The organism is Streptomyces sp. NPDC127117, assembly GCF_042677325.1.
Classification (GTDB): domain Bacteria; phylum Actinomycetota; class Actinomycetes; order Streptomycetales; family Streptomycetaceae; genus Streptomyces.
In genome coordinates this window covers 21,153-32,252 of sequence record NZ_JBHXTM010000062.1, presented here as the reverse complement: position 1 = coordinate 32,252, position 11,100 = coordinate 21,153, and the positions used below count along the sequence as shown (strand labels likewise).

At 69.9% G+C, this 11,100-nt stretch carries 7 protein-coding genes and 2 CRISPR repeat arrays (1 of these 9 cut by a window edge); all 7 genes read right to left on the bottom strand.

The features are described from left to right. Nucleotides 1-106 precede the first annotated feature (106 nt). Nucleotides 107-867: direct repeats of the CRISPR family, unit length 28 nt; unit sequence GGACCACCCCCGCACGCGCGGGGACCAC. Between the two features lie 163 nt (nt 868-1,030). Next, entirely contained in the window at nt 1,031-1,393 is a 363-nt protein-coding gene (cas2e, locus tag ACFVH0_RS34795; RefSeq protein ID WP_385826841.1) for a type I-E CRISPR-associated endoribonuclease Cas2e, read from the bottom strand. Beyond that, entirely contained in the window at nt 1,390-2,349 is a 960-nt protein-coding gene (cas1e, locus tag ACFVH0_RS34790; RefSeq protein ID WP_385826839.1) for a type I-E CRISPR-associated endonuclease Cas1e, read from the bottom strand. Before cas1e ends, cas2e begins: the two co-directional genes overlap by 4 nt. Beyond that, entirely contained in the window at nt 2,346-3,071 is a 726-nt protein-coding gene (cas6e, locus tag ACFVH0_RS34785) for a type I-E CRISPR-associated protein Cas6/Cse3/CasE (protein ID WP_385826837.1), read from the bottom strand. The genes cas1e and cas6e overlap by 4 nt, the downstream gene beginning before the upstream one ends. Further along, nucleotides 3,071-3,826: a type I-E CRISPR-associated protein Cas5/CasD gene (gene cas5e, locus ACFVH0_RS34780; protein WP_385826835.1), complete on the bottom strand. Its 756-nt coding sequence runs from the start codon at nt 3,824-3,826 to the stop codon at nt 3,071-3,073. The genes cas6e and cas5e overlap by 1 nt, the downstream gene beginning before the upstream one ends. Further along, complete coding sequence (gene cas7e, locus ACFVH0_RS34775; RefSeq protein ID WP_385826833.1) at nt 3,823-5,058, bottom strand: type I-E CRISPR-associated protein Cas7/Cse4/CasC; 1,236 nt, start codon at nt 5,056-5,058, stop codon at nt 3,823-3,825. Before cas7e ends, cas5e begins: the two co-directional genes overlap by 4 nt. A 160-nt stretch (nt 5,059-5,218) precedes the next feature. Next, complete coding sequence (gene casB, locus ACFVH0_RS34770) at nt 5,219-5,839, bottom strand: type I-E CRISPR-associated protein Cse2/CasB (protein ID WP_385826831.1); 621 nt, start codon at nt 5,837-5,839, stop codon at nt 5,219-5,221. 128 nt (nt 5,840-5,967) lie between these two features. Beyond that, nucleotides 5,968-10,611: a type I-E CRISPR-associated protein Cse1/CasA gene (gene casA, locus ACFVH0_RS34765; RefSeq protein ID WP_385826829.1), complete on the bottom strand. Its 4,644-nt coding sequence runs from the start codon at nt 10,609-10,611 to the stop codon at nt 5,968-5,970. Between the two features lie 286 nt (nt 10,612-10,897). Next, a CRISPR array of direct repeats spans nt 10,898-11,100; the repeat unit is 29 nt; unit sequence GGGACCAACCCCGCACATGCGGGGACCAC (it continues 863 nt past the right edge of the window).

Below are 11,100 nucleotides of genomic sequence, written 5' to 3'. Positions count from 1 at the left end.
AAACTGGGGGGACCTTGGGCCCGGGCCCACGACGACAGTCGTGCGCCGGGGCCAAAGTCGTGCGCCGGGGCCTCCGGACCGCTTCGGCCCGACCTCGACCACTTCGCGGGACAGCCCCGCACGCGCGGGGACCACCTCCGTATCCGGGCCTTGGTAGTCCGCTTTCGGGGACCACCCCCGCACGCGCGGGGACCACAGCCCGGTGCGGGACTCCTGCGCAGGGCGGGTGGGACCACCCCCGCACGCGCGGGGACCACAAGTTGGTGTGGTGGACGATGCGGTGTACGACGGGACCACCCCCGCACGCGCGGGGACCACCCAGTCCGCAGCGGATGCGATCTCCTTGCCCAGGGACCACCCCCGCACGCGCGGGGACCACCGGCTGTGGCGGTGCAGTATCCGGCCTCGATCAGGACCACCCCCGCACGCGCGGGGACCACTTGACGGCATGGTGCAGCAGGTCACCGACCACGGGACCACCCCCGCACGCGCGGGGACCACTTGACGGCATGGTGCAGCAGGTCACCGACCACGGGACCACCCCCGCACGCGCGGGGACCACCAGGCCGCCGTCTCTCTCGATCCGCTGCGCACGGGACCACCCCCGCACGCGCGGGGACCACCAACTTCGCCGATGGTTGTACTCGGCGGCGAAGGGACCACCCCCGCACGCGCGGGGACCACGCCACCAAGAGTGCGGATGGCGCGAGCCGGACGGGACCACCCCCGCACGCGCGGGGACCACAGGCTCTTCCCGCGGGACAAGGCAGAGAAGCTGGGACCACCCCCGCACGCGCGGGGACCACATCGGTAGTGGACGTCGGCCGAAGCTACTGCGGGGACCACCCCCGCACGCGCGGGGACCACAGTAATTGACCTGGGGTTTTATGCGGGCAGGGCGCGGCTTTTGCTTACTTCCTCGGATACGGGCAAAGCTGCCTTTTCTCTCTTTCCGGGTGGTTGGGGGAGTGTCACCCCACCTCGCGACGTGCTGCGGTTGCTCTGCATCCCAGCCAAGCCGCCCAGCGCGCTACCGACCGCCGTACTTCCTCCGCTTCGAGGCCTTGCTCCAACCTTGGCGAGGGACTCCGGACGGCTTCTGTGTGGCGCGTGGCGCCCCGGGGTTCGGGCGGCGGATCAGGGTGAGGCCCTCGTGGTCGGTCGGGTGCCAGGTGTGGTCGTGGGTCTCGAAGGTGTAGCCCTGTGCGTTGTTCGTCTGGTACGCGAGCAGCGCCCGCCCTTCGCCCGCGTATTGGCGGACCTCGTCCCACAGGACTTCGCGGATGCGTGCCGACGGTGCGCCCAGGAAGACCCCCGGTGAGATCTCCAGCAGCCAGCGCGTGAGGAACCCCCGCAGGCCGACAGGGCAGTTGGTGAGAACGATGACGGTCACCAGATGATCTCGTCCCCGTAGTTGCGACCACTTTCGACATGACGGTCACCGTCGGACTGGAGGGTGACCCGGTCCTGGGACGCCCCGTTCACCGCTTCCGTGTCGCGGGTGCCGTCGTAGCCGAGCAGATCCTTGATGTCCCGGACGCAGCGGTCGAGCAGGCCGGTCCGGTTGATGTGGTCCCGGAGCATTCGACGCGTCCGCGTCGCCACGTCCTCCTCGCCCTCGGCCGCCGCGTCGAATGCGACGGGGATCGCAATCTCCGTCCGGTAGAAGTCCGCCACGTCCATGACGAACGACCGCTCGTGCCCGGAGTGCACGAAGCCCAGGCCAGGGGAACAGCCCAGCGCCGCGATCACGGAGTGGGAGACCCCGTACATGCACTGGGCAGCGGCCGTGATGGCCTGGTTCGGCGCGTCTCCGGCCGAGAAATCGTCGCGGTGGTACTCGCGCCGACGCCAGGGCACGCCCGTGCGCAACGACTCCCGCTTGTAGCAGTCCCTGAGGCGTCGGCCTTCCATGCCGAGAAGGTCCTGCCGGGTACGGCCCGCGGTGTCCTCGCCCGGGAAGCGCAAGCGGTACATGGCGCGCGCCACGTCCAGCCGGGTGCGCCGGTTCGCCCAAGTGGTGGCCTGTGCCTCGATCAGGCCCGAGGAACGTGTCAGGGCACGTCCGCCCGCGTAGTACCGCACGCCGTGTTCGCCCACCCAGGCCACGCCGGCACCGGACTCGCCGAGGAGCGCCATCGCCTGGTGGGTGACACGGGTTCCCGGACCGAGCAGCAGCGTGCCGATGGTGGCGGACGGGATGTGAGTGATGCCGTCCACGTCCTCCGCGGTGATCGCGTTGGAGTTCCGGTGCACGGTGCAGCGCTCCAGGTAGACGAAGGAGAGACGGTCGCCGACCCGGGTGAGTTCGCGTGGGGAGGATGCTCCTCTGCGGCCGACCGTGCTCACTCCGCCCCCCGTACCGGGGCCAGGGTCATCAGGCCGCAGCCGTATGCCTTCGCCTTGCCCAGGCCGTGGGTGAGCGTGCGACGGAAGAGGTCCGGCTCCGTGACGCGCAGACGCCCGTCGAAGGTGACCTTCGTGATCTGTACGTCGTCCTTGCGCGGCTCCGCAGGGGAGCGGCGGAACTGCAACGGGATCTGGTCGCGGACGATCAGCTCGTGCTCGTCGCCCTCGGGCAGCAGCCGGCGCTCCACCGGCTTCCGGACGATCTCGAAACCGGCGCCCTCCTGCCGCTTCAGCAGCCAGTCCATCTGGTGACGGGGTGTCCTGTGCGCGGCGCGTTTCGTCCGCTCGCCCGCCTTGACGTACTCGTGGCGGACGTTGTGCACGGGGTTGGCGGTGAGTCTGAATCCCCAGGTATCGCCCGGGTGGAGAGCAGCGAGGAAGTCCTCATACGCGAACGTCGCCCAGCCCGCCTCGTCCGAGGCCGGCCAGCCCGCCTGCTCGACCAGGTGGGTCAGATCGGGGCGGTTGGGGCTGACGATGTACAGCAGCGTCCCGGAGGTTCCATCGCTGTCCACCCGCCACAGAACTCGGGGACCGGATCCGTCCCGGGACGGCGGCGTGGGGAAGGACGCGTTCACCGCCCCGTGCATGCGGTGGGGTGAGTCGAGCAGCCGCCGGGCGTCGGACCGTGCGGTGTTCACGCGGAAACGGGTGAGGTACATCAGTTGGTCCTCGGTGCGACGGGCGTGAGCAGGGTGGTGGGTTCGTGAGGCGGGGGAGGCCCCGATCCGGGGGCAATGGGTACGGAGACGTGGAGCGTCCGGATGCCGCGCAGCCCGTACCGCCGGTGGCGTGGATCGAAGCTCACCGGGAGATCGCGCAGTGTGACGTCAGGTCGCGCCTCGGGCGGGCTGTCCAGCAGCAGATCCAGCTGCACCGCGTCGGACGCCGCCCGGCCTCTGCGCCGGAAGGACGCCGCGTGGCGCTCCCGGTATCGCCCGGACGCTTCCCATTCCGCTTCGCGCAGGGCCTGTTCCAGACCCTTGTCCAGCAGAGGTTCCCCGATCGTGATCGGTTCCGAAGGCGGGCAGGAGCGGCGTCCCAGGTACGGCAGGAAGACGGGCTCCAGCAGCGCCTCGTACAGCCGTTGAACGAGCCTCGCCTCGCCGCGCACACCCGCCACGAACACGGCGTCGGCCAGATAGAAGCGCTCCGACAGCGGCATGGCCTTGAGCGTGTCGCTGTGATGCGCCGTCTGGAAATCCCGCAGCCGGGTGCCCGGCTGATCGATACGGACACCGAACTCCAGCGCCGCCAGGTCGGAGAGGTCGGCGTCCCGCCTGCGCCCCTGGGCCGCGGCGAGCAGCCCGAGGACTCCGCTCTTCGTCGGCGCGTTCTCGGTGGTACGGCGCACGAAGCGGGCCGCGGACCCCCAGGACTGCAGGGGGCCCGCCAGCCGCATCAACAGCACGCTCATGCCCCGGGCTCCACCACAGACCCGCCCCGACCGACGACCGCGGTCTCCGGCGGGAGCCGATCGACCACGATGTCCCCGACAGCGGTCAGCAGCTCGGGCAGGTTCACCTCGGCGCCCAGCCCGTCGAGTGCGCTCGTCTCGTCGCCCACCCGCAGCACCCAGCCCTGCCCGTTCCCGGCGAGGCCGTACCGGTCTTCCAGATCCGGTACGAACTTGGCGAGCTGCTCGCAGGCATCCTGGAGGAAACCGCCGTTCTCCCCGACCGGGACCGGTTGTTCAAACGCTCCGACGTAGCTGATCGGCCGCCTGGAGCGGACCTTGACGATCACGGCGGCCGGCAGCGTCTGATTGCCGAAGGTGTTGATCTTCCCGGTCGGGAGCGAGGTGATGAAACCTTCGAGGAACGCGGTGACCGCTCGCCGCGTGGCTTCCACCGGCCGGTCGTCGTCGCCGCCGGAACCCAGATTCTCTTGGAGGCGGTTCACGTCGACCGCCGCGTACCGGTACAGGGTCGCGGAGTTGAATTCGACGGTGCCGATCATCCCGGCACCCGGCTCGGCGTCCGTGTTCTTGTCGTCGACCGCCGTGTAGTAGTCCGACTCGATTTCCACCGGGTGCACGCTCAGCGCATGGGCGACCTGCACCGCCGCGTCCACGCTCAGGTCGGCCGAATCCGCGACCATGCGCCCGAACAGCGCGATGTCCACGGAGTGTTCGGTGTCGGCGGCCTGTTTGGCCCGGTCCTTGTTCGCCTTGACCTTGAGGAAGTCCTTGAGTGCCTTGACGTCGCCGCCCTTGCTTCCCTCTGCCGCGAGGGCGGCGAGAGCGTTGAACTGTCGGTCGCTCAGAAACATGAGGTACCCGGATTCCCCGGCGGGATCCTCGGCGTCGTCCTTGTTCTTGCGCTTGGGCACGGCAATCTTCGAACCGGTCGCCGTGAAGATCGTCTCGGCGGCCAGCTCCAGCGCGGCGACGCGCGTCAGCGACGGGTCGAGTACCTGGACGCGTCCCGCCAGCTCCTCCGCGACCTTCTTGGTGCGGATACCCAGTTCGGACTTGTCGAGCAGTTCGGTGAACGCCTCGCGGGTGGCCCGCTTCCATGCCTGACTGGACACCCGGGAACGCTGTACACCACCGTACGTCGCCGACTTCGGCGCCCCCGTGTCATCGCGGTTCAGATTGCTCGGCGGGACGGTCTGGAGGATGTGGATGTCAAGAATCAACCTGGTCACGCTTGTTCAAGTCCTCTGGTCGGTAAGGCGGTTCGTGAAGTGGGAGGCCGTATGCCGAGGTAGGGGCTGGTCGCCGAGCGCGGTGAGATGCGAGAGCGGTGAGAGTGGTGAGATGCGATGAGAGTGGTGAGAGCGGTGGGTGCGGTGGAGCAGGGGAACGTCACTCCCCGGCCGCGTACCCGCCGTACGTTCCCTCCTCGTCCGCACCCAACTTCGGATCGATCGATTCGCCCGCCTCCGCACCGAGGGACTTCCCCTTCTTGGCGCGAGGAGCAATGGCAGCCAGGTGGAACTCGCGTCCCCACTCGCGCTGCACACCGGCACGTTCGGGCCGGCGCTGCCACCGGTAGAGCTGAGCGGCCAGACGCGCGTAGTCGAGGGGGAGCGGCTCCGGGGCGGTGCGCAGGAGCAGCACGATCTCTCTGAGCCGTACGGCGACCGAGTCGAGGGACTCGGCCGTACCTACGCGGACCAGGCGCTTGCGCAGCGGGGATTCCTCATCGTCCGTGCCCGGTGAGTCCTTCAGCCGGATCAGTGAGCGGACCGCACCGCCCAGGCTGTGACCCTTGGCGTGCATGCCTTGGTCCCGGCGGGACTGCTGATGCAGCGCCCACAGTGTCGAGGAGAGGAAGACCGCCTCCTCGGCGTCCTCAAGGCGGTCGGAGTCGCGCCTTCCCTCCAGCAGGTCGGCAAGATCCTCCAGAGCGCCGACTCCCCACAGGTCCTTGACCTGGTGTGCTCTCTTACCCGCGCCACGGCGCAGCCGGGCAAGTTCTGCCACGGCCGTCGAATGATCTCCGAGGTACCGGCGCTGGAGGTGCCCGATGTACGTGCGCGTCGCTTGCTCGACCAGTTGCCGGACCGGTGGTTCCGTCGGCTGCAGGCCCGGTCGTTCGCCCGAAGTGATGGTCATGAGGCTGCCCCCGGAAGGTTGTCGTCGCGATGCGGGCCGGCGGACGGGCCGGGCTGTTCGTACGGCAGCGGCTGTTCGGGCGGCTTCGGCAGGACCTGGTTCATCCGGGTCCGGAACCACAGGTCCGCTCGTGAACTGTCGATCCAGCGTTTGCCGACTCCGGGCAGCTCCACCACCCGGCCCTCCGCCGCCGCCCGGCCCGCGCCGTCGAGCAGCTCGCGGCCGAGGTCGAGAACGATCCGGCGGGCGTCGGCCTGCCACGCCGCGCGCGCGGCATCCGGGTCCGCTGCCTTCCCGAGGTCCACCAGCCAGCGCCGGTACGGCCCGTCGAGCGCCCCGAACCCCAGATCGCGCGCGGTGTCCGTGGCCGGGCCGGCCGGCGACCCCGTCGCGCGGGCGAGATTCCCGGCCAGGTGCCCCAGTGCCGACACGGCCCGCTCGGCGTCCGTGACCGCATCCACCGCCGCCGCGCCGTGCAGCGGACGGTGATCGTGGAGCAGAACGACCGGCAGAGTGATCCCGTCGTCGACCACCTCGTCCACCACGGACTGCTGTGTCCCGTACACCGCGCCGACGAGCCGGGTCCGGATCAGTGCCTTCTCCGGCAGAACGCCCTCGCTGGAGTTGGAGAGCATGGCCAGCCACCGCACCACCCCGGACGGCTTGCTCTCGTCCGTCCCCCGGCCTGGCGTCCCGGTGTCCGACTCCTGCGCGTACAGCAGACTCGCCAGGCCCCGCCAGGCTGCCCGGCTCGGATCGTGCTGGCGCGGAAGGTAGACCAGCGGACGGCCCAGCTTTTTCTCCTGTGCCCGGCTGCGCCGCCACCCGGTCATGGGTTCCGCCTTCCACCGGTTGGCGGGCGCGAGCGGATCGCCGTAACCGAGGACGACCCCCGTGACGTCATCGCCCTCGGTGTGCAGAAGCAGCCGCCGGGACTGCCAGGTGTAGAGGTCCCGCGGACCGGCGGGGCGGGGCACGGACGGGTCGTCGTCCAGCACTCCGGGGCCGGGTGGTGTCTCGCGACGCCAGACCGGGATGTCGGCCTTCGGGTCCGCCGTCGAGTCCAGGATGTCTTCCTGCGTCGGGATCAGGTTCAACAGGAGTGTCTCGCGCAGCGTGCGCCCCTCGGCGTGGACGCCACCGAGCCCGCCCACCCAGCCGACCCCCTGGGGATAGACCTTTCCGCCCCTGGCCCGGTCGTCGCCCTCCATCCCGGACTTGATACCGGAGGAGTCGTAGGCGTGGGTGTGGACCAGCCACCGGGCCGCCTCGGCGAGGCTCAGCCGGTCGACGCCCGGCCTGCGCATCGAGAAGAACGCCTCCCCGTTCGGTACGTCGGCGACGATCCGGTTCAGCGGGGCGGTCTCGTGCTTCGCCGTGTGCAATCCGGCGACCTGGAAGAACGGACGCTCGGGGTGGAGCAGATCGAAGCGCTCACGGTGACGGTCGAGGTAGTCCGCGACGATGGCGAGGGACTTCTCGTCGTGCCACAGCTCCTCCCAGTCCTCCAGCTCGGCAGGGGCCCGGGATTTCCCACCGCCCGCCTCGTCGAGCGCGTCGTACAGGACCGCCAGGAGCAGCCGCAGCAGGGCGAACTCCTGGGTGGGCAGATCGCCCACCAGCCGCCGCAGAGCGTGTGCCTGCGCGAAGACGTCCGTCAGCGACAACTCGTCCGTGGTGCCGTCGTCGCGCTGTACGGGCAGCCAGGGCCGGGAGACCAGGTCGAATGAGGGTGCCATCGGTTCAAGCCCCTTGGTTCCGCTTGTTCTGCGCGTGCCGACGGAACCCACCCGGAGTCCGTCATCGGCGCTGTAGTGGATTTCCAAGCCTGACAGGTGGGTCTGACAACGCTCGTCGAGAACGAGCAGCAACTCACCCGCCAGCCAGGGGCACTCCTTCACCTGCCAGGCCGGAACGACGAATCGCTCCAGCTCGGAGATGGTCCGGTCGATCACGCCGGGATGTGTCAGGACGCGAGGCAGCGTCAGCGCGCTCGCGGCGACCGCCTCGGCGGACCGGCGTACCGGAGGCGCGTGCTCCGGGAGGTCCAGCCCGCCGCGTCCGCCGTCGAGCCAGCCCACCGTGGTCAGTCGGCCGTCGTCCCGCCGCTGGACGACGAGTACCTCCAGGGCCTCCTCGCTGTCCCGTACCTGAGCCCGCCCGGTGCGGCTGTCGTCGGCGTCACCGGCATTGCCGTCCAGCCAGCCGATGACCGCCCGTCCGGCCCGTCGTACCGGCGCGAGCCGGAACGCGTCCGCGCGCTCCCGCTTCTCCGCGAGGCGCTTCAGGTAATCCCGTCGGGCGTCGTCCAACGCGGGAGCCCAATGCTCGGGCCCGGCCGGCCGGTCGTCGTAGGCGGCCTGCACCAGCGGACTGATGTGGTCCGGCAGTACCAGCGGGGCGCCGTCGAGATGCGGGCCGAGCACCGCGAGCGACCGGAGCAGAGTGTGCGCCCCCTGGTACACGGCGAGTGAGCCGCGTACCGGTACGGGCGGGTCGGCGCCCCAGTCCTCCACCCCTGTCACCAGGCAGCGGGCCTTCGCCAGGAGCGGCGGACGCGTACGGGGATGGCGGTGCAGCCGCCCCATGCGCTGGAGCATCAGGTCCACGGGAGCCAGGTCTGTGACCAGGAGGTCGAAGTCGATGTCGAGCGACTGCTCGACGACCTGACTGGCCACGACGATGTGCGGCCCGGCGGGCCGGTCGCCGCCGGGCCCGAACCGTTCGCGCAGGTCCGTGTCCTTGCGTGCCCGGTCGGCGGCGAGGAACCGGGAGTGGGCGACGGTCACGGCCTGCGAGCCGAAGCGCTCCCGCAGGTATGCGGCGGCCTCCAGTACCCGGTCGACGGTGTTGCGTACGACCAGCGCGCATCCGCCGTCCCGCAGCGCGCTCTCCAGCCGCCCCGCCAGCGACGTGAGATCGTCGTCCATCCGTTCCAGGGCCACTTCAGTACGCCGTCCCGAGGCCGGCTCGGGCCGAGCGGTGCGGACACCCCCTCCGGGCGCGACCGCGGTGATCAACGGGTAGGCGTCATCGGGGAGATGCAGCGTATCGGCCAGTTCGGCCGACTCCTCCCCGGCATAGGCGGCGGCCAACTCCCGCCGCCTCACGGCAGGGAGGGTCGCGGAGAGCATTACCACCGGCACCCGGTAGGCGGCCAGCCACTCAAGCGCACGGTCGAGGTACGTATTCATATACGCGTCGTAGGCGTGGACTTCGTCGATCACGACGACCTTGCCCGCGACGGCCAGATGCCGCAGTGCCAGATGACGGCTCTTGAGCGCGGCGAAGAGCACCTGGTCGATGGTGCCCACAGCGAAAGAGGCGAGCAGCGCCTTCTTGCGTCCGCGCAGCCACTGGTGGGCGTGCAGTTCGGCAGGGTGCGTGGGGTCGGCTGCGCCGGGACTGGACATTCCCTCGCAGCCGTCCAGTTCGACGGCTGCGATCGTACGGTTTCCCGCCTTCGTCATCCCGGCCCACACCTCGTTGAGGGCGGCCTTGGCATGGGCGAGTACGACGGACAGCGGGCCGTCCGAGGACAGATGCTCCAGCCAGCTCAAGAGCCGGGGAAACATGGCGTCGCCGGTGGCCCGGGTCGGCAGCGCGACCAGACAGCCTCCGGCTCCGGTGCGGGCCGCGAGGATCTCCGTCGCCGCGAACGCCGCCTCGGTCTTGCCCTCGCCCATGGGCGCCTCGATGATCAGCAGCCCGGCGGCGGGCATGCTCCGGGCCATCCGTACGGCTTCCTCCTGCACGGGCCTGATCCGGGCGCCGTCCGGCAGGTCGAAGCGGTCCCGGAACAACTCCTCCGCGCTCTGCTCCGGCACCTCCGGCCGCCACGGCCCCGGCAGGTCCAGCCCTGCCCAGGCGGCGTCGAGCCGCCGGACCTCACCGTCCTTCCCTTCCCGCGACGACCAGGACGCGGGGTCGTACGGGAACAGCTCGGAGGAGCTGGCGATCCAGTCGGAGACGATCACTATCGCCGTCAGCACGACCTGAACGGTCTGCGGCAGGCGCACGGACCGCCACTCCGCCAGACACCCCTCCACCCCGGCCCGCCGGGCGCACGCGTCCAGCAACTCGTACTGAACCGAACGCCAGACAGCCTCGCTGTCCCCCGGAGTGCGCAACAGCCGTGGATGGAGCCCGAGATTGTGAATCTGCTGGTGATCCGGCGGCGTCCCGTGATGCCCGCCTGCCACAACGGCGAACTGCCCGGACGCCCGCCCGCTCCAACCGAACCGCTCGGCCAGCCACTCCTGGATGAGGAACTGCCCGGCCAGCCCGTGCGGGGCCATGCGACGGTCCTCGCCGAACTGCTTCTGGTCCGGCATGTCGAGCCCGGCTGTACGCATCCGGTGCGCGAGCCCGTCTACTTGACACGCGAACGCGGGCGTCGCCTTGCCGATGTCGTGCACGCACGCGAGATAAACGGCCAGCCGACGGGCGTCCCCCGCACCTTGGGGGAGCGGCTCGGCGACCAGCGCCTTCACATTCTCGGGCACCCACAAGTCCCACAGCCGGCCGGCGACTGCGGCACTGTCCGCCATGTGCCGCCACAGCGGGAGCCACTCCTCGGTCGCCCGGTCGTGCTTGCCCCAGGCTGTCCGCGCTGCGGGGGACAACTTGGTGTAAGCCATGGGGACTTCGGGGTGGTCATGGTTCATAGCGGTATTTGACATGAGTGGGTGGCGTTCATGTGTCGGATTCCGAAATGGATGCGTAGTGAGCGATTTTGACTGGATGAGGCCGCTGGGTGATCGATTCTCTGGGGGGTGGCTATTTGCAGTATGTTGTGTGGACTTGCGCCGGGATTATTCTGGTTGATGACGCGGTTGCATGCGCGGGGACCACGACGAAGAAGTCGGAGGGGGCCGGCTGATCCCGGGACCGCCACTCCGACGGGTCCTTGTCCGCCTTAGGCCGGGGACCAACCCCGCACATGCGGGAACCACGTGGACCCTTCGCCCACGGTCTCCCGCTTCACGGGACCAACCCCGCACATGCGGGGACCACGCACGCCCACGAGCCGGCCGAGGCGTAGCCATGGGACCAACCCCGCACATGCGGGGACCACAAGTCGGATGCCTTGACCGTGGCGTAGTGACTGGGACCAACCCCGCACATGC

Excerpts from the sequence above, each read along its gene's own strand:
- cas6e (WP_385826837.1), bottom strand. The coding sequence starts at position 3,071 with ATGTACCTCACCCGTTTCCGCGTGAACACCGCACGGTCCGACGCCCGG.
- cas5e (WP_385826835.1), bottom strand. The coding sequence starts at position 3,826 with ATGAGCGTGCTGTTGATGCGGCTGGCGGGCCCCCTGCAGTCCTGGGGG.
- casA (WP_385826829.1), bottom strand. The coding sequence starts at position 10,611 with ATGGCTTACACCAAGTTGTCCCCCGCAGCGCGGACAGCCTGGGGCAAG.